The sequence below is a fragment of the Methanolobus sp. WCC5 genome (assembly GCF_045690325.1).
In the GTDB taxonomy this organism is placed as follows: Archaea; Halobacteriota; Methanosarcinia; order Methanosarcinales; family Methanosarcinaceae; genus Methanolobus.
Map to the genome: position 1 here is coordinate 2,456,208 of NZ_CP146981.1, position 22,082 is coordinate 2,478,289.

Below are 22,082 nucleotides of genomic sequence, written 5' to 3' on the forward strand. Positions count from 1 at the left end.
TGTTTTCATGTTCTTTTCAGGAATCTGCTCTTTTTGTGAGTTGGTAATTATTATATCAATGTAATTAAATAAATTTATAATCCATTAGCTATTAAACTAATTGGTGTGGGCGGTAGCTTCCTTTATGGGTAGCAATTGAGTATCAATATCGCAGATTAGAAAGACATATAGTTCTTTCAAAAAAATGTTTGGTGGGGTCGGTATGTTTCGTGGGGAAACAAAAAACTGCAAAAAAATATGTTTTCTTTTGATAGGTATAGCTCTGATGATGTCCGTATTGCCTGTGCTTGCCGGTGGGGCATCTGAAGGAAAGGTCATGATGGGAAGTATTGTTGTAAATCCTGATTCTTCCTTTTCGCTGCCTTTATTCATTGAAAATGCAACAGGCGTTCGATTCGTAACCATGGATATATTTTTTGAGAAATCCGGTCTTCAGATGGCTTCCATTGACAATGACGGTTTGTCGGATTTTGAACTGGAGTACTCGATCGATAATCCAAAAGGTTTTGCCAATATGACCATCAGCTCTTCGAATATAACAACAGAAGAAGAAATACATGTGGTCGATTTTAATTTCCTGGCAATCAATAGTGGTAATTACACCATTGTACTCCAGAATGTATCGTTAGAAAATGACACTACTATATACTCTGCCCTATCAGTTGCCAATGGCTCGGTAAGGGTCAATCATCCACCACAGATGGATGATATCGGGGATAGAGTGGTAGATGCAGGATCCGATCTGATCTTTTCAGTGACTGCAACTGATTATGATGATGCTGTTCTGAATTATGATGTTGAAGGCCTTCCAGAAGGATATTATCTGAATTCATCTACAGGAGTCTTCAGCTGGATCCCGGACACAGACGACATTGGAACTCATATTGCTAATTTTTCGGTATCAGATGGTTTTGCTATGGATCGCAAACATGTGAATATCAATGTAACCTTAAATGATACAATATCAAATTCAAATAATCCACCAGTGCTTGGCCCTATAGGTGATAAGACAGTTAATGAGTCCCAGGAACTCACCTTTACCCTGAATGCTACTGATGCTGACAACGACATTCTTGTCTACTCCCTGAGCGGTCTTCCTGTATCAGCTTCATTGGAATCTTCCACCGGCCTTTTCAGCTGGACCCCTGGCTATGATGATAGTGATATTTACACTGTTGATTTCGTTGTTTCCGATGGTCGTGGTGGTAACGCTTCTGAATCCGTTAACATTACTGTTGTCGATGTTAATCGTGCTCCTGTGCTTAGCTCAATTGGTGACAGGACGGTCAATGAGTCCGAGCTCCTCACCATCTCCCTGAATGCAAGCGATACCGATGCCGGCGATGTTCTAACCTACTCCTGCAACGCTACCTTCGGTCTTTTTGACAGTGTCAACGGTATTTTCAACTGGGCCCCTGCTTCCGGTGATGCAGGTAACTACTATGTCGAGTTTGATGTCTCAGACGATAAGGGTTCCAGTGATTATGAGGTCATTCTCATCACTGTTGTTGAACAGGTAATCCCCAACACAGCTCCTGTACTTGCTCCTATAGGTGATAAGACAGTTAACGAGTCCCAGGAACTGACCTTTATTCTGAATGCTACTGATGTTGACAACGACACTCTTGTCTACTCCCTGAGTGGTCTTCCTGCCTCAGCTTCATTGGACTCTTCTACCGGCCTTTTCACCTGGACCCCTGGTTTTGATGCTGCTGATGTCTATTCAGTTGAGTTCTCAGTAAGTGATGGTATTGCAAACGATTCTGAGACCATTACTATTACAGTCTATAATGTCGACAGGGCTCCTGTACTTGATCCTATCGGTGATAAGGTTGTAGACGAGAACATTCTACTGAGCTTTACCATCTCAGCAACTGACCCTGATGATGATACCGTAACATACTCTGCCACCTATCTTCCTGTTGGAGCTAATCTTGACGCAACCACAGGTGAGTTCACCTGGACAGCAGGTTATGATGATTCTAGCAGTTATGATGTAGAGTTCATTGCATCGGCAAATGGTCTGACTGATTCCGAGACCATTACGATCACTGTCAACAATGTTGACAGGGCACCTGTACTTGATCCTGTCGGTAACAAGGTTGTAGATGAGAACACTCTACTGAGCTTTATCATCTCGGCAACTGATCCTGATGGTGATACAGTAACATATTCTGCCAATGATCTTCCTTCTGGAGCTAATCTTGATGCAACTACCGGTGAGTTCACCTGGACCCCTGGTTTTGATGATGCAGGTGCCTATGAAGTAGAGTTCATTGCAACTGCGAATGGTCTGACTGATTCCGAGACCATTACGATCACTGTCAACAATGTCGACAGAGCACCTGTACTTGGTGCTATCGGCAACAAGGTTGTCGATGAGAACACTCTACTGAGCTTTATCATCTCGGCAACTGATCCTGATGGTGATACAGTAACATATTCTGCCAATGATCTTCCTTCTGGAGCTAACCTTGCTGCAACTACCGGTGAGTTCACCTGGACTCCTGGTTTTGATGATGCAGGTGCCTATGAAGTAGAGTTCATTGCAACTGCGAATGGTCTGACTGATTCCGAGACCATTACGATCACTGTCAACAATGTCGACAGAGCACCTGTACTTGGTGCTATCGGCAACAAGGTTGTCGATGAGAACACTCTACTGAGCTTTATCATCTCGGCAACTGATCCTGATGGTGATACAGTAACATATTCTGCCAATGATCTTCCTTCTGGAGCTAACCTTGCTGCAACTACCGGTGAGTTCACCTGGACCCCTGGTTTTGATGATGCAGGTGCCTATGAAGTAGAGTTCATTGCAACTGCGAATGGTCTGACTGATTCCGAGATCATTACGATCACTGTCAACAATATCGACAGGGCTCCTGGACTTGATGCTATCGGCAACAAGGTTGTCGATGAGAACACTCTACTGAGCTTTATCATCTCAGCCACTGATCCCGATGGTGATACTGTAACCTACTCAGCCACCGATCTTCCTTCTGGAGCTACCCTTGATGCAACTACCGGTGAGTTCACCTGGACTCCTGGTTTTGATGATTCTGGCAGTTATGATGTAGAGTTCATCGCCTTGTCCAATGGTCTGACTGATTCCGAGATCATTACGATCACTGTCAACAATATCGACAGGGCTCCTGGACTTGATGCTATCGGTGATAAGGTTGTAGATGAGAACACTCTACTGAGCTTTATCATCTCAGCCACTGATCCAGATGGTGATACAGTAACATATTCTGCCAATGATCTTCCTTCTGGAGCTAAGCTTGATGCAACTACCGGTGAGTTTACATGGACTCCTGGTTTTGATGATGCAGGTGACTATGAAGTAGAGTTCATCGCCTGGTCCAATGGTCTGACTGATTCCGAGACCATTAGAATCACTGTCAACAATGTCAACAGGGCACCAACCATAGAACCGATATCCGATAAACTGGTTAATGAGAAGGAAGAATTGATCATAGTCATAAATGCAACAGATGCTGATGGTGACGATCTTTACTACAGTAAGGATGTCGATTTTGGTACTCTGACAGGCAATAGATTCAGCTGGACTCCGGATTATGATGAAAGTGGCCTGTATGATGTTGTTTTCAATGTATCGGATGGTTATCTTTCATCTACAGAAACTGTAAGGATAGCTGTTGGGAAAACAAATCGTCCACCGGTTCTTGATCATATTGGCAGCAAATCTGTAAATGAGTCTGAAAGTCTTTCCTTCATAATAAGTGCATCAGACCCAAATACAGGGGATGCGCTTACTTATCATGCATCGGGTCTTCCTTCTGGTGCTTCATTTGATTCCACTGCACGTACTTTCCACTGGGTACCTTCTTATGATCAGTCAGGTAGCTATAACGTCCTTTTTGAAGTAAGCGACGGTATGTTCAAAGATTCCGAACTTGTAACTATCACAGTTCATAATGTGAATCGTCATCCTGTTCTTTCCCCGATCAATGACAAGACCGTTAATGAAGGTTCAGAGCTGCGTTTCACCATATATGGCACAGATCCTGATCAGACTTCCCTCAGTTACACAGTCATAGGCCTGCCTGCTGGTTCAAGTTTCAATGAGGTAACACGGGATTTTGTCTGGACCCCAAGCTATGAGGATTCAGGGGTATACAATGTAACTTTTACAGTCAGCGATGGCTCACTTTCTGATTCAGAGACAATCTCAATCGATGTTATCGATGTGAATCGTCCACCTGTACTTGATACCATCGGCAACAAAGCCGTTGATCCGGGTTCACAGCTCAGCTTTATCATATCAGGCAGTGATCCTGACTTGGATCCTCTTACTTACTCTGCTACAGGTGTTCCATCTGCTGCGCACTTCAATGAAAACACCCGTGAATTCACCTGGACACCCGATTATGCTGACCATGGGACCCATAATGTAACTTTTACAGCCAGTGATGGCTCACTTTCAGATTCCCAAACAATCTCAATAAATGTAGGATATGTCAACCGTGCTCCTGTTCTTGATGCAATTGGTGATAAATCCGTTAATGAAGGTTCAGAACTTCGTTTCACCATCTCTGGCAGTGATCCGGACTCTGATCACCTCACCTACTCTGCCGCCAGTATCCCGCCAGGAGCAAGTTTTGATACCATTACCCGGGAATTTATCTGGACTCCTGGCTATGAGGCCTCCGGTACCTACAGTGTTACTTTCACTGTAAGTGATGGATTCCTTTCTGATTCAGAGACAATTTCCATTGATGTGATCAATGTCAATCGTCCACCCCTGTTAAGTGATATCGGCAACAAAGAAGCCGATGAAGCATCCACTCTCCGATTCACAATATCAGGTAGTGACCCGGACTCAGACCCACTTAGTTATTCTGCCGCGTCTCTTCCTGCAGGGGCTAATTTCAACCCAAATACAAGGGAATTTGTCTGGACACCGGATCATGAGGCATCCGGAACCTACAGTGTCATTTTCACAGTTAGCGATGGTTCACTTGCAGATCAAAAGACGGTTGTCATCAAAGTAAACAATGTAAACAGGGCTCCTGTGTTGAATCCGGTCGGAAACAAGGTTGTCAGTGAGAATTCTGAATTGCTATTCTCGATCTCCGGAAGCGATCCGGATTCCGACAAGCTTACCTATTCCTCTTCAAACATGCCTGAAGGTGCAACTTTTAACCCGAACACCAGGCAATTCCGCTGGAAGCCTGATTACGAATCTTCAGGAATATATATCGTTTCTTTCCATGTTAGTGACGGTAAGCTCTCAGATTCCGAGACTATCATTATTACTGTGAATAATGTAAACCGTGCTCCTGTATTGGACCCGGTTGGGAATAAGGCTGTAGATGAGGGTAATGAAATGTCTTTTACAGTTTCAGCATCTGATCCTGATCAGGACCAATTGACATACACAGCCACCGGTATTCCTTCCGGCTCAAGCTTTAATGCTGAGACCCGGCAATTCACCTGGACTCCCGGTTATGATGATTCAGGCACCTATACAGTCATCTTCAGGGTAAGTGATGGTTCACTAACGGATTCTGAGGTCATATCCATAAGTGTTGGATCAGTTAACAGGGCTCCAGATCTTGTTCCGATAGGTGATCGCACTATCGATGAAGGTTCAACCCTAAGTTTCATAGTAAGCGCCAGTGATCCAGATATTGATCCTCTTAGTTATTCGGTCACAGGCCTGCCTTCAGGCTCCACTTTCAATGTTGAGACCCGGCAATTCACCTGGACTCCCGGTTATGATGATGAAGGCACTTATAGTGTTACATTCAAAGCAAGCGATGGTAGCCTGTCAGATTCCGAGACCATTCTTATTACCGTGAATAATGTCAACCGCCCTCCCAGGCTGATGGTAATAGGTCCCCATTCTGTAAATGAGAATGAGGCCCTCACGATTTCCATGGATGCACATGATGACGATGGTGATACATTGTATTATTCAGTGGATGGCCAGCCAGAAGGTTCACAAATAGATACATCAACAGGAGTATTCACCTGGACTCCTACATATGAACAGGCAGGAATCTATCAGCTAAAATTCATAGTTTCGGATGGATTGGCCCAGGATACGGAAGATGTAAAGATCACGGTGAATGATGTCAACAGGCCTCCGGTATTTGACCCGCCTTCCAGTATAAGTGTAGCTGAGAACACGGTCCTGCTTCTCCGCTTGAACGGTTCCGATCCGGATGGAGATTTCCTATCATACTCTACGGATGCCCACTTTGGTTCTTTGCAGGGGGATCTCTTTACATGGACCCCCGGTTATGAGGACGAAGGGATACACTCTGTGATCTTTACAGCTGAAGATGGTGAATTTGAGATCAGCAGAACATTGATCATCAATGTCACAGACACCAATTCAGGGCCTGTGCTATACTCCATTTCAGATACACTTATCAATGAGCTTGAAACAGTAACTATCAAGTTGGAGGCGGTGGATATCGATGGTGATGAGCTGACATTTTACAAGGATGTTGACTACGGTAACCTTGATCCGATAAGCGGTGAGTTCACGTGGACCCCTGGTATAAATGACAGTGGTTTCCACAGGATCACATTCACGGTGTCTGATGGTGAGCTAAATGACTCAAAAATTGCTACAATTGCGGTTGGTAATACCAATATCCCCCCGGTCATAATACCCATGGAGGCCCGGTATGTAAGGGAGAACGAGACCATTGTTTTTACTCTGGATGCTTATGACGTTGACAACGAACCACTGGTATATTCAGCTTCCGGACTCCCGATTGGTGCACATCTTGAGAACAGCAGTGGGGTTTTCACCTGGACTCCAACATATGAGCAGGCAGGTATATATACGGTCGAGTTCAGGGTATCGGACAAGATATACACAGCCATAGATACGGTCATCATCAATGTGGAAAATGTAAATCGTGCACCGGTTTTTGCTGATATTCCCACGCATACTGTAAACGAGACCGGGACACTGAGAATAAATCTAAATGCAACAGACCCTGATGGTGACTGGTTATCATTCTCTACAACTTTCGCTTATGGAAAGGTAACAGGCAATGTATTTACCTGGACTCCGGGTTATTATGACAGTGGTGACCATTATATTGAGTTCAATGTTAGCGATGGCTCTCTTACAGGCACTACCACGGCCCATGTGAAAGTGACCCAGACCAACATGCCACCTGAGATCGAAACAATTGGTTCTTATTCCATATATGAGAACGAGACTCTGCAGTTCTTTGTAAATGCAACTGACGGAGATAACGACCCTCTTACCTACTCAGCCAGTGGTTTACCAAGAGGAGCCTCTTTTGATCCTCTGACAAGACAGTTCACCTGGAGGCCGGATTTTACCCAGTCAGGTACTTACTCTGTGGAGTTCCGGGTGACAGACGGGGAACTGAATGCCTCAGAAGCCATGTCCATAAGGGTGTTTAATGTTGACCTGAGTTCGAATACGGACCTTAGTGGTTTTCAAACATCGCAGAGCAGTGGCGGTTCAGGTGGTGCTGCGGCAAGTGGCGCTGAAGATTATAATAATGTTGCCTTCAAGGACTACTCCATAAAATACGTGACAATGGGGAAAGACGCTGTATTCGAGTTCCCGAATGTGCAGAATGATCTGGATTATGTAAAGTTCTCTCCATTAAAGGCGGCAGGTCAGGTTAAAGCAATAATTGAGATACTTGAAGGCCGTTCCACACTGGTAAGCGCCAATCCTCCGGGAAATGTCTACCGCCATATAAATATATGGGTGGGCGATGCCAAATTCAATTCAGGTAATTATATCTCATCTGCAGAGATCAGTTTTAAAGTTGAGAAAAAGTGGCTCACAGAAAATAATGCAGATCCTTCATCAATTAAATTATACAGGTACTCTTCCGGATCATGGGGTGAACTGCCAACTTCAAGGATAGGCACGGATGTCAACTACTATTACTATAGGTCCAGAACCCCCGGCTTTTCGCCTTTTGCCATTGTAAGTGTGGGGAACACACCGCTTGTTTCAAGTTCTGCACCGGTGAGCAGGGCGGTTGAGGATGTAAGCTATGCTTATGATTATGATCTTACACTGAGTTCGATTGGTCCTTCAGATGCAGCTGTATTGAACAATGCTTTACAGGCAGATCCGGCAAAACCTGTCAGTGTGATGGTATTCTTTATTGGTATTGTCGGGATTCTTATCATCGGCTCTGTGCTGGGTTACAGCTCAAGGAAGGATTCGGTGGTGCTTAGCAGATATTATGCTGCCTTGTATGCTTTTTACAGAGGGTCTATGAATGCAGCAGGATGGGTGAGATATAAGCTAAGCTCAGAGTCCATACACAAGGATTATGCAATTCTTTCCGGGAAACTGCAGAAAATAAGGACAGCAGATTACAAAAGGATCTACGATAAGAAAATTACCGAAATAAAGGAAAGGCAAAGGGATTAATATAATCCGCAATAATCACGAATTTAACATTTTATTATTTTCCTTTTATCCCTTAATTTTATCTATTATTGTACTGTATTAAAATAAGGGAAAAACTCAGGGATAAAATCATGCTGGAAAAAATGTTCGATCCTGATTCTGTAGCAGTTATAGGTGCTTCCAGGACAAAAGGGAAGGTAGGCAGGGCTGTACTTGAAAATCTCATGCAGAACGGTAAGCTCCGTATAGTACCCATCAATCCCAATGTCGATGAGATACTAGGACTTCGATGCTATCCGAATATCATGGATGTTCCGGATGGATCAAAAGTTGACCTTGCGGTAATAGTCGTGCCTGCAAAAATGGTGCCCAATGCTATTGATGAATGCGGCAGGGCAGGTGTTGGGAATGTAATCGTTATTTCTGCAGGCTTTAAAGAGGCAGGTGTTGAAGGTGCACGTTTTGAGAGGGAATGTATTTCCCTCTGTGAGAAATATGGTATAGCAATGATTGGGCCAAATTGCCTGGGGATCATTAATACAGCTTCAGGCCTGAATGCTTCTTTTGCTGCCAACATGGCCTATGAAGGTAACATTGCCATGATGTCCCAGTCAGGTGCCATATGTACTGTAACCCTTGACTGGGCCGAGAGGATAGGTGTTGGTTTTTCCAAGTTCATAAGCCTGGGTAACAAAGCAGTGCTTGCGGAGAATGATTTTTTGCAGCTTTTCGAACAGGATCCTTCAACAGCTGTTATTGCAGCTTACCTTGAAGGTGTGAAAGACGGACCGGAATTCATAAGGATAACACAACGTGTTTCAAGAACCAAACCAATGATCGTAGTCAAATCCGGACGAACCTCAGTCGGTTCAAGGGCGGTATCATCACATACAGGTACTCTGGCTGGCTCGGATGCAGCTTATAATGCGGCTTTCAAGCAGGGTGGTGTCATACGTGCCGATTCCCTGGAAGAGATGCTCGATTACAGCCGTGCCTTCTCAGTCTGTCCTCTGCCTGAGGGCAGGAATATAGCTATCATCACCAATGCAGGTGGTCTTGGCATCCTTACTGCAGATGCATGCTACAATGCAGGGCTTTCAATAGCTTCCTTTGAGGAGGCAACAGTTGAACGATTAAGAGAAAAACTGCCACCTGCCGCAAACTTTTATGATCCGGTGGATGTCCTTGGGGATGCAGGTGCTGACCTTTATGAGCATGCTCTTGATGTTGTTCTTGAAGACATAAATGTGAACGGAGTAATTGTCCTTGTATCCCCACAGGCGATGACCGATATATCAGGGATCGCTGAAAAGGTTGCTAAGAAGATAAAGCATTCAAAGAAACCTATCCTCTGTAATTTTGCAGGTGGCAGCAGGATCGCTGCAGGTGAGGAGCTTCTTAATAGCTATGGTATCCCAAATTACTCTTCTGCAGAAAGAGCAGTTGCAAGCATGAATGCCCTTTGCAATTACTATTCTATTAAGAACCGCAGGTATGAGGAACCTGAAAAACAGAATTCAGATGTTGGATTTGCCCGTTCCTTCATAAATAACGCTTTATCGGATAAGAGAAGAACGCATGGTCTTGAGTCAATGGATATTCTAAAGGCCTATGATATCCCGGTTGTGGATTCAAGGATCGCTAAAACGCTTCCGGAAGCTATACAGGCAGCAGAGGATATGGGTTATCCGGTTGTCATGAAGATACTTTCTCCTGATATTTCCCACAAGACAGATGTAGGCGGTATCCGCCTGAACCTTAAACATGCAGATGACGTTGAACTTGCGTACAATTCCATGATGTCTGATGTCAGGCACTATATGCCGGATGCTGCAATTACCGGTGTGCAGCTCCAGAAGATGATAAGTGGCGGCAAAGAGGTTATCATAGGTATGGACAGGGACCCTCAGTTCGGTCCGCTGTTAATGTTCGGCCTTGGTGGCACATATGTGGAATTCCTGAAGGATGTCTCGTTTGCAGTTGCTCCTGTTACAGGGGCAGAGGCAAAACACATGGTATCATCCATCAAGACATATCCTCTTATAGCGGGCGTGAGAGGAGAGGTTGCATCAGATATTGATTCTATAATCAGGACTTTGCTGAAGGTGTCACAGCTGGTCACGGATTTTCCGGAGATACTGGAATTTGAGATTAATCCTTTAATGGTAATGTCTGAAGGTCAGGGATGTGTTGCGATGGATATCAGGTTCACCCTGAAAACTTAAATGATAGAGGAAGAGGTAATATGGCTTCAATATTGATCAGTTCATCAGAGGAGTTCTCAGGCAAGAGCTCCATATGCATGGGTCTGGGGAGAATTTTCCAGGAAAGTGGTCTGAAAGTAGGTTACATGAAACCGGTGGGTAATCTGCTAATAGATGTACATGGCTCCCTTAGGGATGAGGATTCCGAAGGTATCAGGAAACTGCTTGGGATAGCTGACCCCGGCAAGTACATAACTCCTATTCACCTGACAGACAGCCTTATAGATGATGCCCTCAGGGGTGTGGAAAAGGATCTTGATGAGAGACTCATTGAGGCCTATTCAGTCATATCCGGGGATAAAGATATTGTGTTCATAGAGGGTACCGGAGGTATTGGGGGTGGTTCTATGTATGGTCTTTCTGACCCGGAAATCGCTTCCAAGCTGGGAACACGGATACTTCTTGTAACACGCTTTGATTCGATTTCCGCAGTTGACAGGATACTGTGCGACATGCGTATAATCGGGAACAATGAGATGCTCATTGGTCTGATACTCAATGAGGTCCCGGCTAATATGGAAGACAGGGTCTCAGAGCTTGTGGTGCCTTTCCTTGAGAAGAAAGGCATAAAGGTCTTTGGTATGATCCATGAGGATGATACCCTGCGCTCGGTCTTCATTTCCGAGATAGTGGAAGATCTGCATGCAGAAGTGCTTGTGGCTCCGGACAAACTTGACCAGCTTGTTGAGCATTATCTTGTGGGTGCAATGGAGGTTGGTTCTGCAATAAAGTACTTCCGGAGACAACCCAACAGTGCTGTCATCACAGGTGGTGACAGGGCTGATATACAGATGGCAGCGATCGAATCCAGAGTGAAATGTCTCATACTGACAGGCAATATGCGCCCAAGCGGCGCTGTCCTGGCAAGTGCCGAGGAAGCAGGGATACCGGTGATCCTTGTGCGGGGAGATACTATGAACACTATCGAAAGAATGGAACACCTGATCGGGCATGCAAATATTAAACAGCAGGTCAAACTTGACAAGGTCATAGAACTCATAAATAGCAATCTTGATGTTCCTGCAATTGCTGAGAGTATAGGTGTCAAGCTCAAAAATTAAGGGCTTGTATCCTGCATCATCACAATAACCGTTGAATGTGGTGACAAAGCATGTGCAACACGTAGATAGATGGAAAGATCGAAGGATTGATCGAAGGATAGATAGAAAGAAGGAAAGAAAAAGGTTTCAAGGAAAAAGAATACTAATCTCCTTGATCGATACCTTATGAAGATTCCAGCATCTTTGTCCTCTCTTTTAAGCTTTCCACAACAGCAGGGTCCTGCAGAGTGCTAACATCACCAGGATCCTTTTCATTTGCAATGGCTTTCAGCACCCTCCTCATTATTTTTCCACTCCTGGTTTTTGGTAGGTCATCTGAGAATATTATATGTCTTGGGCGTGCAAAAGGACCTATGTTCTTTTCAGCATACATCCGCAGTTCTTTTTTGAGCTCTTCGCTCTCTTTTATTCCTGACCGTAGGGTGACGTAGCAATATATCACTTCTCCCCTCAGCTCATCTTCCTTCCCGACCACTCCGGCTTCTGCAACTGAAGGATGTGATACGAGTATGCTTTCAAATTCAGCACTTCCTATACGATGTCCTGAAACCTTGATGACATCGTCAACACGTCCTATTATCCAGAAATAACCATCTTCATCCATTTTGGCCCCATCGCCTGCAAAGTATGTCCTGTTGTCCCACTTGCTCCAGTATGTTTCTATGAAGCGTTCCTCATTCCCGAATACCGTACGGACCATACTGGGCCACGGTTCCATGATCGCCAGATAGCCATCCTTTCCGGGTTCCACTTCATTACCTTTCTCATCCAGGACCGCAGCTTTTATTCCTGGCATGGGGAGTGTGGCACATCCGGGTTTTGTTGTCGTTATCCCCGGCAGGGGTGAGATCATTATCATCCCGGTCTCGGTCTGCCACCATGTGTCAACAATAGGACATCTGCCCTGTCCGATGTTCTCATGATACCAGAGCCATGCACCCGGGTTGATGGGTTCGCCCACAGAACCGATAAGCCTTAGTGTGGATATATCATGCATTTGTGGCCACGAAGGCCCCCATTTCATGAATGTCCTGATAGCAGTGGGTGCTGTGTAGAGAATAGTTACTTTGTGTCTTTCTATCAGGTCCCAGTATCTGTCTTTCTCAGGATGATCCGGGGCTCCTTCGTATGTCACAATGGTGGCTCCGTTGGCCAGCGGTCCGTAGACCAGATAAGAGTGACCGGTGATCCATCCGCAATCTGCAGTACACCAGTAGATGTCCTCGTCCTTCAGGTCGAAAACGAATCTTGTGGTAGTATGGGTTGCCACCATGTAGCCTCCTGTTGTGTGCACTATTCCCTTTGGTTTGCCTGTGGTACCGCTTGTATACATCAAAAAGAGCATATCCTCGGAGCTCATAATCTCTGGCTCACATGAACTGTCCGAACCTTTCATTACTTCATGCCACCAGACATCTCTTCCATCTTTCATGGACACATCATTTTCTATATGTCTGACAACGATGACCTTCTCAACAAGTCCGCAGGAGCGAATACCATCATCAACCTTGTTCTTCTGCTCCACTATCTTTCCCCTGCGCGAGTATCCGTCACAGGTTATAAGTATTCTGCTATTCGCATCTCCTATGCGTGTGGCCAGTGACTCCCCTGAGAATGCTGCAAAAACAACACTGTGAGGCGCTCCTATACGTGCACATGCAAGCATGGATATGATGACTTCAGGTATCATGGGCAGATAGATGGTCACAATATCGCCTTTACCCACTCCCATACCCTTAAGGACATTTGCAAAACGGCAAACTTCTTCCAGCAGTTCCTTATAGGTGTATTTACGGATATCCCCTCTCTCTCCTTCCCATATTATCGCTGTCTTGTCAGCTCTCTTTTGCAGATTCACATCAAGACAATTGTAGCATGCGTTAAGTTTACCTCCTGTGAACCATCTGGCATGAGGCGGCTCCCACTCAAGGACGCTGTCCCACTTTCGATGCCAGTGGAGATTTTCTGCGTTCTCTTCCCAGAACCCTTGCGGATCCTTTTCAGTTCTGCTGTATATTTCAGGGTCATTGACTATTGCGTTCCTGGCAAAATCTTCTGGTGGTCTGAAGTCGGTAACGTCTTTTTCAGATGTGTCTGATTTCTCTCCCATGATAACACCCACTTAAGGAAAAATCCCTGTATAATGATTGTATCAATTTGTTTATATGGTTTGTCGTGGGGATAAAAAAAGAAAATCAACAGATCAAATATAAGTATATTGAAAAGTAACATTAAAAAAATAAGAGCAAAAAAGATAGGATTAAAACAGAAATTCAAATGCTGCAAACAATTTAAGGATTATTTGCTCATCATCTCCAGTACATCACATACCTTATTGATAGTATCAACTGCGGTCTTCATTCCTTCTTCATCTTCTGCGGCTGGTTTACGAAGAATGCCACCAAAGTGCCCTCCATCGCCAACCACTATCATTCCATGTATGTGCATCCATTCGTGAATTGACTGTATGGTCTTTTCCTGGCCTCCGTTCCTGGAACCACCCACAGCCATTGCAGCGCCTATCTTGTTGCTGAGCCTGAATCCCTGCCGTCTGTGCAGCACACTCCTGTCACAGAGAGCTTTTAATTGGGCTGTCATCGTGCCGAAATAAACAGGTGATGACACTACTATCGCGTCAGCCTCTGCAAGTTTTCCATATACAGGCTGCATATCATCGTCAATAGGACATCTGTTCTCAGAAGCACAGACACCGCATGCAGTACATGGTGCTATTCCGGACGAGGATATGAATACAGTATCTGTTTCAAAACCTCTCTGATCTGCTATCTTCAATACTTCCCTGATCAAAGTATCGTTATTTCCACCTGCTTTAGGGCTTCCTGATATTCCAAGTATCTTCATATGATCACCGTTTTTCAATAGAGTGCAAAAGATATTAGTTTTTGGTTTTTCTTCATGGAAAAGGTATAATAAGATTAGTTCATTTAGGCAAAAAATAAAAGCACAAATGACATTTATATATTATATACCATTTATATATTATATGCCATTTATATCCTTATATTTAGTTTATATATTGATCAATGGTCATTCAGGTTAAAAGAAACGGTGATGGAATTTTGACTACCAGGGACTATCTTACTATTGATGATTTTGATGTGAACGGCAAGACCATACTTGTACGGGTGGATCTGAACACACCTATGGACACCGAAGGCAACATTCTTGATGATATGAGGATAAAGAGCCATATACCTACCATAAAGGACCTTGAAGATGCAAAGGTTGTGCTCATGGCTCATCAGAGCAGGGCGGGGAAAAAGGATTTCACAACCATGAAACCACATTCTATGGTCATGTCCCAGTACCTGGGAAAAGATGTGAAGTATGTGGATGATATCTTCGGTACATATGCAAGGTCTTCCATCTCATCAATGGAAAATGGTGATGTCATATTACTTGAGAATGTCAGGTTCTATTCGGAGGAAAGCATAGAAAGGTCTGCTAAGGACCATACAGGTACTCATATGGTGCGCAAGCTCTCCCCTCTGGTTGATATTTTCCTGAATGATGCATTTGCAGTTTCCCACAGAAGCCACCTTTCCATCATGGGTTTCACTGAAACCCTTCCATCAGGTGCCGGCAGGGTTATGGAAAAGGAGATAAGCTCTCTGGACCGGGGTATAAAGGGTGGGGAGAGGCCATGTATCTTTGTTCTGGGTGGTGCTAAGGTTGATGACTCCCTGAAAGTTGCGGAGAATGTGCTGGTAAACGGAGGTGCTGACAGGGTACTTGTTACAGGTGTTGTTGCAAATGTCATGCTTGCGGCCGCAGGTGTGGATATTGGTCCGGTGAATCTGGATTTCATTGAGTCTCAGGGTTATAAGGAGCAGATAACAAGAGCAAAGCAGGTACTTGACAGGTTCAATGGGAAGATAGGTATACCTCAGGATGTTGCCTTTAATGATGGCGGTGAAAGGGTCGAGGTACAGGTTAGCGAACTGCCGGACGGTAATCTTCCAATAAACGATATCGGACTTGAGACAATAGTTGCATTTTGTGAAGAGATCAAGAATGCAAAGACCGTTGTCCTGAACGGTCCGGCAGGTCTTTCCGAGGTAGAGCCCTTTGCTCTTGGAACACATGAGATCATCAGGGCTGCTATCAATTCCGAGTATTCGATCGCAGGTGGGGGTCACATCTCAGCAGAGATAAGGAACCTCGGCTTTGAGGACAAGTTCTCTCATTTAAGCACAGGCGGCGGTGCATGCATCGATTATCTTGCAGGCGAGGACCTGCCCGGGATTGAGGCGCTCAAAGCAGCTGCTTCACGATACAGACTTAACAGATGAGAGAGTAGTTCAATGTGAGCATAATGGGAGCATAACGGGAGTATTGTGCATGAGTGAAGGAGCAAAGTTGCTTTCAGATTCCCAAGGCGGGGCGGCTGTCCGGCTTGCCAGGAATACCATTGAAACTTATTTGAGAACCGGTAAAATGATGGACGGATCAGAGAGTCATCTTCCTGCAGTATTCAACGAAAACCGCGGGGTTTTTGTGACACTGACCAAAAAGGGGAATCTTCGGGGTTGTATAGGTCACCCGTATGCAGACTCGCCTCTCATGGGTGCTATCACTGATTCTGCACTCTCCGCGGCTCTGCGGGATCCCAGATTTCCTCCGGTAAGTATCAAAGAGATGAGCAACATTACCATAGAGGTGACCATACTGACCAGGCCGGAACTCATAGATGTGCCACCAAAGGATCTTCCATCTTCCATCAGGATCGGAAAACACGGTCTGATCGTAAAGAGCGGTCACAGGCAGGGTCTGCTTTTACCACAGGTAGCACCGGAAAATGACTTTGATGAGGTAGAGTTCCTGAGCCATACATGCCTCAAAGCCGGCCTGCCCCATGATGCATGGGTGATGGGCGCAGAGGTGTATTGCTTTGAAGGCCAGATATTCTCTGAAAAAGAACCTGGTGGCGAAATCTTTGAAAAGGATCTCAGCAAAGGATCATGTTCAAAGGACTAAATGCCTGTTTTAATTTCAATTCTCCTTGTTCATTCAAAGGTAGCTCTCAAGTATTTTTAGAATTCCCTCTATATCCCTCTCAAGTGCATTAACGGACATTTCCATCATTATATTGACAATACCCTCATCTCCAAAAGTCCTGAAATCGGTTTTCAGCCCAAGGACGGGTATTTTCCTGGCGTATGCGTATCCCATCTCCCATGCGGTTCCTGAGTCCACATCACTGCCACCGTCCAGTACGGCAAGTACGATGTCTGATGTATCAATTCCATGGACATCGTTCTCAAAAATCGTTCTTTGTCTTTCTTCAATCCGACCGGACCGAGTATCGTTGCCGTCTTCCTGTGGAAGGAAAACCTTAAAACCCATCTCAACGAGTCTGTCCCTCAACAGCACATTGAAATCCCTTTCAGCCTGTGAAAAAAGTGGCCCTGCTAAATATATCTGTTTTTTTCCATCCATTATTTTCCGTCCTTTGAATTTAAGAGAAATGTATATTGTCAGTCTGCTTAATAATATTGTTGTAAGCAGGGTGAAACTAATTTCAAGTTCTTCAGCGCTCACTAATCATTGTATTTTCATTGACTTTGATTTCCAACATTGAATATGAAGGTGTCAATGGGCCCTTTAAAAGAGCGTTGCCTCTTCACAGGGCTGGTTTTTTCAAGGAATCAGTTAAATATACCGTTGCACACTCTTATTTATGGCGATCTGAAATCCTTATTGCCTATAAAAAAACCTGCGGGGTTAGATCATTAGCATACGGACCATCAAGTCAGACATTGATTTCATAGAGGATATGGTAAGGGGGAGCTATTTTTCCCTGCTTTATACAAAAACAGAGGAATTTGTAGATATAGCTGCTGCTTTCATTGACGGAGGTCTCAGGAACAACGAATGTTGTCTATGGGGTATTTCCGGGCAGTTTGAGATTGACAATGCCAGGAATGTACTAAAGGAAGCAGGACTGGATGTGGACCGATATCTGGAAACAGGCCAGCTTATCATCTCTTCGTGTAATGAATGTTATATTGCAGGAGAAGGCGCTGTCTCTGAAATGGACCTTAATAAATGGCAGGAGATCTATGATATTGCAATAGCGCAAGGTTATGAAGGTCTGCGGGTCGTAGACAAGTTCACCATCGTAGGTGAAGATGCCTGGGAACGTTTTGTTGAATATGAAAAGAAGGCCATGGACCTTATCAAGATTAAAGGTATTGTGGGTCTGTTCGCATTTTTACAGGAGGCCCGTACAAGGTCTGAGATACTGGAAATTATAGGAATGCATGACGGCACCATCATAGAACAGAACGGCAGGTGGACCCTGCTTCAGAGTTCCTCGTCATGTAAGACCATCCGCAAAGAAACACATTTTCCAGATGATATGCTTGAGAATGTGTGGACAGGTGTCTGGGCTGTGGATAAGCACGACAACATCATTTACTTCAACAAAGGCATGGAATCGATCTCAGGCCTGTCAAAAGGTGATGTTTTCGCAAAGAAGCTTGTCAGTTTCATACCCCGAAATGATGAAGAAGATGGGCTTGGTTTTGTTGATCTCTTCCGCATGGCAAAGGAGAGCCTCCAATCCCGAAGCTATGATATATTCCCTTTCATCAAACCGGACGGCCAGTTCATCTATCACAGTGGTTTCCTGCTCCCGCTGACAGATGAAGATGGTAATTACGGGGGCATGATCGGGACCATCGGCAAACTTGTAGAGCAAAGGATCGATCCGGTGACACTTAAGGATAAGTTCAAGTCCATGGAAAAACTTGAAGATATTTACAGAACCAGTCCTGTTGTTGCTTTTCTATGGATTGCTGAAGATGATTGGCCGGTGGCATTTGTGTCGGAGAACATCTCCCAGTTCGGTTACACTCCTGAAGACCTGACATCAGGAAAACTCAACTATGGTGATATGATCCATCCTGATGATCTGGATACTGTCCGGACCGATGTCTTCCAGCTTGAGATACAGGGCAAGATGTTCTTTTCAAAAGAGTATCGTCTGCTGACAAAGGCAGGAGATATCAGGTGGGTTACTGAGAGATCGTACCTTATACGTGATGAGAAAGGAGGTCCTGCATATTACCAGGGTATAGTCATCGATATCACTGACAGGAAAAAGGCTGAAGAGGTTGCACTGGAGGCAGAGAAGAAATACCGTCTGATCTTTGAAAATTCCCCACTGGGCCTTTTCCATTTCAATGAAAAGGGAATCATTACCCACTGCAATGAGAAATTCCTGGAAATAATGCAGCTCAGGACTAAAAAAGATATAATAGGTTTCAATCTTATGGATTCCATTGTAGACAAGAGGATGAAAGAGGCGGTAGACAAGGCCCTCTCAGGTGAACAGGGTTATTTTGAAGGCAAATATCATACCGTTTCAAGTAATGTCACAATTAACATTAAGGCACATTTCAGTCCAAATTTATCCGCTGACGGAACCCTGCATTGTGGTATAGGGGTATTTGAAGATATTTCGGAACTTAAGAAAGCAGAAGAAGCTTTTTTTGAAGCTGAAAAGAAATACCGTTTGATTTTTGAGAACTCTCCTCTGGGAATATTCCATTTCAATGCCCAGGGTATAGTAACCCACTGCAATGAGAAATTCCTGCAGATATTAGGTTTGGAGAAAAAGGAGGAAATAATCGGTTTTAACATGGTCATGCTTATCAAGGATAAAACGATGAAACAGGCTATAGACGATGTTCTTTCCAGGAAGGCAGGTCATTTTGAAGGCAAATACCACACGGTCCTAACTGACAGGGATGTCTACTTAAAGGCGGATTACAGTCCTAATATCGCAGATGATGGTACTTTCCTTGGTGGTATTGGTATCTTTGGAGATATATCTGTACGTAAAAAAGCAGAAGAAGCTTTGCGTCTTGATGAGTCCCGGCTTGAGGCTCTTTTGAAGATCACCCAGTTTACAGATACCTCTCTTCGGAGTATAGCTGATTTTGTGCAGGAGGAGGCCGTCAGGTTGACACAGAGCAAGATAGGTTATCTTGCTTTTTTGAATGAGGATGGTACAGTCCTTAAGGTCTATTCATGGTCTAAGAACATAATGAAAGAATGCAAGGTCAAAGGCATGAAACTTGAATACCCCCTTGGCAGTACAGGCCTGTGGGGTGAGCCTATCAGGCAAAAGAAGGCTATCATAATTAACGATTTTGAGGCTTCAAATCCCCTTAAGCACGGTTATCCCGAGGGTCACATCAGGCTTAAACGCTACATGAGCATCCCGATATTCGATGGGAAGAAAATAGTAGGTGCCGCGGGTGTTGCAAACAAGGAGGGGGATTATGATAAAGCTGATGTGAGGCAGCTGACCCTTTTCATGGAAGGGATGTGGAGGATCATACAGCGGCAGAAGGCAGAGGATACGCTGCGGGAATATGCCGATGAGCTATCCAGGGTCAATGAAGAGCTTTCAATGACAAATGTTGAACTTTCATCAGCCAACGAGGAGCTGAAATCCCTGGATCGTATGAAGGATGAGTTCCTGTCCAATGTGAGCCATGAGTTCAAAACCCCCCTTACCTCTATACAGGGATACAGCCAGCTGATAGCAGATGGTACCCTGGGCCAGATAAACGCTCAACAGCAAAAAGCTGTCGATACGGTGATCAGGAACTCAGAGCGCCTGCGCAGGCTTGTGGATTCACTGCTATATCTTAGCAGGGCACAGTCAGGGAAGCTCAACTATTCTTTTGAGACTGTAAACCTTTCAGATGTCATTGATAATTCCATCCAGGACCTTGCACTCCAGGCCCAGGGTAAGAATATCAGTCTTGAGAAGAACATAGCAGCTGACCTGCCTCATGTGACCGCAGATCATGATAAGATGATGGATGTCTTTGTAAACCTGGTGGATAATGCTATCAAGTTCACACCTTCAGGTGGAAAGGTTACCATTTCCGCAAATACATCAGGGGGTGTTCTACATCTTACTGTGGAAGATAATGGTATCGGTATTCCTGCAGATAAGATCCCAAACCTCTTTGAACGTTTCTATCAGGTCGATTCCTCGGTGAAGAGAAGGTATGGTGGAACAGGGCTTGGTCTGTATATCTGTAAAAAGATAGTTGAGGACCACAATGGTCACATCCGTGTCACAAGTGAAGAAGGTAAAGGAACAACGATACACATAGATCTCCCATTGAAGCAATAAGCGCTCACTGGTAATTGCCCTGCAGTTATCTGCTTTAATTGTATGTAAACGGATATTTATTTGTAGTCTTTAATCTATAGTTTCTCTGCTAACGATGGTGATAAGTATGAAAATTATAATCATAGGCGGTTTTCTTGGAAGCGGTAAGACAACTACATTGAGAAACCTTGGAAAACATCTCATTGATAAAGGGCATAAGATAGCTATAATTGTCAATGAGGTGGGTGAGGTCGGAGTGGACGGCGAGACCATTTCAAGCAGTGGCCTTGTGACAAAGGAGCTGACCAGTGGTTGTATCTGCTGTTCCCTTAAGATAAGTATGGAGCATACTCTGCAGGCAGTGATAGAGGAATATGGTCCGGACGTGGTGATCATAGAACCTACCGGGATCGCCTTCCCGCTGCAGATCAAGGAGCATATAGAGCTTATGGATATAGGTAATGTGTCATTCGCCCCTGTGGTCACCATCGTTGATGCCAGCAGGTTCGGTGTTGAATGGAAGGAGATACCCAAGTTCATCGAGAACCAGATAAAGGAATCAGAGATCGTTTGTGTGAATAAGATAGACCTTGTGGACAGTGAGGCTATTGCGACCTCTACAAGGATGGTCCTGGGAATAAATCCCGATGCTATTGTTGTGGAATTCTCGGCAAAGAATGCTGACGAGAAGTTTGAAAGGTTCATGGACCTGCTGACTGGTGAAAGTGTTATCCGGCAGGAGCGTGAGGACCTTAATTCAATTGAGGTCTCCGGAGTTGGAAGTTATGCAGGTGAGTATTCCATCATCTCTGAAAACATGCATACGGATAAGGTAACAACGATGCTGGTGCATCTGCTCATGGATATCAGGGAGAGGGTCAGGCAGCTAAATCCTGAGTTCATAGGCCATATAAAAATTAGCCTGAGGTTTAAGGAAGGCCTTGTCAAGGGCAGCCTTACATCCTCTGAGGGTGAGCCGGTGGTTGAGATCCTTGATGAGAAAGGAAACGGAGAAGAACACCTGAAATTCCTCAGTGCGGTCACAAAGGTCCCCAAGGAGGAACTGGTGCAGATAGTGGACAGCTGCATCCGGGATACACTGGGAAAGGAAGGCATGTCATTTGAAAAGGTAAGCTCGCAGGTCCATGACGATCCAAATCTGATAAAACTTGATCTGTAGCCCTGTCCAGTTTAATTTT

The 22,082-nt window shown here is 44.7% G+C and carries 10 protein-coding genes; 7 read left to right on the top strand and 3 right to left on the bottom strand.

Annotated features, from left to right (window positions below):
• The first annotated feature begins 265 nt into the window (after positions 1–265).
• From V7O64_RS11975 to V7O64_RS11985, 3 genes are all read left to right on the top strand, one after another.
• Positions 266–8,419, top strand: a complete 8,154-nt coding sequence (locus tag V7O64_RS11975) for a putative Ig domain-containing protein (protein ID WP_407355609.1) — start codon at positions 266–268, stop codon at positions 8,417–8,419.
• A gap of 110 nt (positions 8,420–8,529) precedes the next feature.
• Entirely contained in the window at positions 8,530–10,623 is a 2,094-nt protein-coding gene (locus tag V7O64_RS11980; RefSeq protein ID WP_407355610.1) for an acetate--CoA ligase family protein, read from the top strand.
• A 20-nt stretch (positions 10,624–10,643) separates the two neighbouring features.
• A complete protein-coding gene (locus V7O64_RS11985) occupies positions 10,644–11,723 on the top strand; it encodes a phosphotransacetylase family protein (protein ID WP_407355611.1) in 1,080 nt (359 codons plus the stop codon).
• Positions 11,724–11,886: 163 nt separating this feature from the next.
• On the opposite strand, the gene acs is transcribed toward V7O64_RS11985, so the two are convergent.
• Both acs and V7O64_RS11995 read right to left on the bottom strand, forming a co-directional pair.
• Positions 11,887–13,833, bottom strand: a complete 1,947-nt coding sequence (acs, locus tag V7O64_RS11990; RefSeq protein ID WP_407355612.1) for an acetate--CoA ligase — start codon at positions 13,831–13,833, stop codon at positions 11,887–11,889.
• A gap of 188 nt (positions 13,834–14,021) precedes the next feature.
• Positions 14,022–14,585, bottom strand: a complete 564-nt coding sequence (locus V7O64_RS11995; RefSeq protein WP_407355613.1) for a flavodoxin family protein — start codon at positions 14,583–14,585, stop codon at positions 14,022–14,024.
• Between the two features lie 218 nt (positions 14,586–14,803).
• Here V7O64_RS11995 and V7O64_RS12000 point away from each other — a divergent pair, with 218 nt between their 5' ends.
• Together V7O64_RS12000 and V7O64_RS12005 are read left to right on the top strand one after the other, a co-directional pair.
• Positions 14,804–16,036: a phosphoglycerate kinase gene (locus tag V7O64_RS12000; RefSeq protein WP_407355614.1), complete on the top strand. Its 1,233-nt coding sequence runs from the start codon at positions 14,804–14,806 to the stop codon at positions 16,034–16,036.
• Between the two features lie 67 nt (positions 16,037–16,103).
• Entirely contained in the window at positions 16,104–16,721 is a 618-nt protein-coding gene (locus tag V7O64_RS12005) for a TIGR00296 family protein (protein ID WP_407357344.1), read from the top strand.
• Positions 16,722–16,754: 33 nt separating this feature from the next.
• Here the strand turns inward: V7O64_RS12005 and V7O64_RS12010 are convergent, their stop codons facing one another.
• Positions 16,755–17,183 carry a nucleoside 2-deoxyribosyltransferase gene (locus V7O64_RS12010; protein ID WP_407355615.1) on the bottom strand — a complete coding sequence of 143 codons (429 nt, stop codon included), beginning with the start codon at positions 17,181–17,183 and terminating at the stop codon, positions 16,755–16,757.
• 337 nt (positions 17,184–17,520) lie between these two features.
• Between V7O64_RS12010 and V7O64_RS12015 the strand changes: the two genes are divergently transcribed.
• Together V7O64_RS12015 and V7O64_RS12020 are read left to right on the top strand one after the other, a co-directional pair.
• The gene (locus V7O64_RS12015) at positions 17,521–20,904 is read left to right on the top strand and encodes a PAS domain S-box protein (protein WP_407355616.1); all 3,384 of its coding nucleotides are present in this window, start codon (positions 17,521–17,523) and stop codon (positions 20,902–20,904) included.
• 106 nt (positions 20,905–21,010) lie between these two features.
• On the top strand, positions 21,011–22,063 hold the full coding sequence (locus V7O64_RS12020) for a GTP-binding protein (protein ID WP_407355617.1): 1,053 nt from the start codon (positions 21,011–21,013) through the stop codon (positions 22,061–22,063).
• The last annotated feature ends 19 nt before the right edge of the window (positions 22,064–22,082 follow it).

Coding starts and splice junctions, on each gene's coding strand:
- V7O64_RS11975 (WP_407355609.1), top strand. CDS start 266: ATGATGTCCGTATTGCCTGTGCTTGCCGGTGGGGCATCTGAAGGAAAG.
- V7O64_RS12010 (WP_407355615.1), bottom strand. CDS start 17,183: ATGGATGGAAAAAAACAGATATATTTAGCAGGGCCACTTTTTTCACAG.
- V7O64_RS12020 (WP_407355617.1), top strand. CDS start 21,011: ATGAAAATTATAATCATAGGCGGTTTTCTTGGAAGCGGTAAGACAACT.
- V7O64_RS11985 (WP_407355611.1), top strand. CDS start 10,644: ATGGCTTCAATATTGATCAGTTCATCAGAGGAGTTCTCAGGCAAGAGC.
- V7O64_RS12015 (WP_407355616.1), top strand. CDS start 17,521: ATGGTAAGGGGGAGCTATTTTTCCCTGCTTTATACAAAAACAGAGGAA.
- V7O64_RS11995 (WP_407355613.1), bottom strand. CDS start 14,585: ATGAAGATACTTGGAATATCAGGAAGCCCTAAAGCAGGTGGAAATAAC.
- V7O64_RS11980 (WP_407355610.1), top strand. CDS start 8,530: ATGCTGGAAAAAATGTTCGATCCTGATTCTGTAGCAGTTATAGGTGCT.
- acs (WP_407355612.1), bottom strand. CDS start 13,833: ATGGGAGAGAAATCAGACACATCTGAAAAAGACGTTACCGACTTCAGA.